3 protein-coding genes and 1 pseudogene are annotated in these 1,593 nt (G+C 71.1%); 2 read left to right on the top strand and 2 right to left on the bottom strand.

What is annotated here, in order from left to right; genetic code table 11:
* Both AB0M20_RS42500 and AB0M20_RS42495 read right to left on the bottom strand, forming a co-directional pair.
* The coding region (locus tag AB0M20_RS42500; RefSeq protein WP_364307080.1) for a manganese catalase family protein at window positions 1-570 on the bottom strand (570 nt) is incomplete at its 3' end.
* An 89-nt stretch (window positions 571-659) separates the two neighbouring features.
* Window positions 660-1,310, bottom strand: a complete 651-nt coding sequence (locus tag AB0M20_RS42495; protein ID WP_364307078.1) for an ATP-binding protein — start codon at window positions 1,308-1,310, stop codon at window positions 660-662.
* A gap of 30 nt (window positions 1,311-1,340) precedes the next feature.
* On the opposite strand from AB0M20_RS42495, the gene AB0M20_RS42490 reads away from it, so the two are divergent.
* Together AB0M20_RS42490 and AB0M20_RS42485 are read left to right on the top strand one after the other, a co-directional pair.
* Window positions 1,341-1,547, top strand: a complete 207-nt coding sequence (locus AB0M20_RS42490; protein WP_364307081.1) for a hypothetical protein — start codon at window positions 1,341-1,343, stop codon at window positions 1,545-1,547.
* Window positions 1,513-1,593 (top strand): annotated as a pseudogene (locus AB0M20_RS42485) (replication protein); the annotation flags it as partial. The gene AB0M20_RS42490 and the pseudogene AB0M20_RS42485, both read left to right, overlap by 35 nt.

The following is a 1,593-nucleotide window of genomic DNA, read 5'->3' as shown; positions in this document are numbered from 1 at the left end:
GGCCCGGATCCAGAACTTCTGGTGCGCGGTGTCCCGGGACAGCAGGAAGCGCAGCATCTGTTTGACGACCGGGTCGTCGGTCATGTGGAAGAGCCGGGCCAGCTGCAGCCGGCTCTGCGCCTCGGCGGTGACGTTCAGGTGGAAGTCGGCGAGCAGGTTGCCACTGGCCGTGACGTACGCGCCGGACCAGGGCGTGCCGCAGCTGTCCGCGGGCATCGGGCCACCACCCGCGGTGATCATCTGGGCCGGCAGCGACCCGCCGTAGACCGCGGCCAGCACCGGGTCGGTCTCGGCCGCCGCCTCCTGCACCGACAGTGGCGCGTCCTGCAGCAGGCGGGCGATCATCACGCAGATCATCTCGACGTGCGCCAGCTCCTCGGTGCCCACGTCGAGCAGCAGGTCGCGGTACTTCCCGGGCAGCCGGCACCCCCAGCCCTGGAACAGATACTGGTGCGCGAGGGTGAGCTCGCCCCAGCGCCCGCCGAGCACCTCCTGCAGACGGCGGGCGAACGCGGCGTCGGGGCCGTCCGGACGCGCCTCGAACTGCAGATCCTTGACGTGGTTGAACACATCAATGAAGTTGCCCGCATCGCCGACCTCCCGGGGCCACCCGATGGCCCGTCCGGGTCACCTCAGAGTCATTTCAAGCCACCTCAGGGTCATTTCAGGGCGGGCAGCCGCACCTCGACCTCGACGGCCCGGCCACGATGGCAGGCTCGCGCCCGGACCGTGCCACCGTTCGCGGCGACGGCCTGCCGCACGACCCACAGCCCGAGGCCCTTCTCGCCGGGGGGCGGATCGGGCCGCCGTAGCGCGGCGCCGAGGTCGCGGCTGAACCGGCCGGCGTTGGCCACCACGAGCCGCAGCCGGCGCCCGCGGACGTTGCCGAGCAGCCGCACCGGGCCGCCCGGCACGCCGTGCCGGAACGCGTTGCCGAGCAGGTTGATCAGCACCTGCCGGGTGTGCCGGGCATGCACCGGCCAGGCCAGCGCCGCGGGGCTCAGGTCGGCCCTCAGGTCGGCGCTCGCGTCGGCGGGCACCGTGCCCAGGGCCAGCGGCAGGACGTGACACAGCGGCTGGGCGTGGTCGGTGGCACCGACCGCCGAGGCCTGCTCGAGGACGGCGCGGGCGTGCGCCGCGTGCGCCACCGCCATCTCCGCCAGCTCGGCACGGCGCTCGCCGGACGGCTGGTCGGCCAGCGCCTGGATCAGCGACGCGAGAGTCGCCATCGGCGGCCGCAGCTCGTGGCACATGGTCCGCAGCATCAGCGCGGCCGGATCGATGCGGTCGCGGCGGCGGATCACACGCATGAGTGGACCTCGATCGGGCATCCGGCCCGCATGCTGGGGACCATCCGAGTTGCCGTCGTGGACGACCATGCCCTCTTCGTCAGTGGTCTGGAGCTTCTCCTGCCCGAGGTCAGCGAGGGGCGCGCGATCGTGGCCGGAACCACCGGGGACGCGGCGGCCGCGGCGGGGATGGTCCGGCGGACGGTGCCCGACCTGGTCCTGGTCGAAAAATTTGATTGGTTTTATGCGTTCAACTGAGGTAACAGTTAATAAAAATGATGGTAGTTATAATCAACATATGCAC

Source organism: Actinoplanes sp. NPDC051633 (assembly GCF_040681735.1).
GTDB lineage: Bacteria > Actinomycetota > Actinomycetes > Mycobacteriales > Micromonosporaceae > Actinoplanes.
This window is presented reverse-complemented; position numbering and strand designations above follow the sequence as displayed.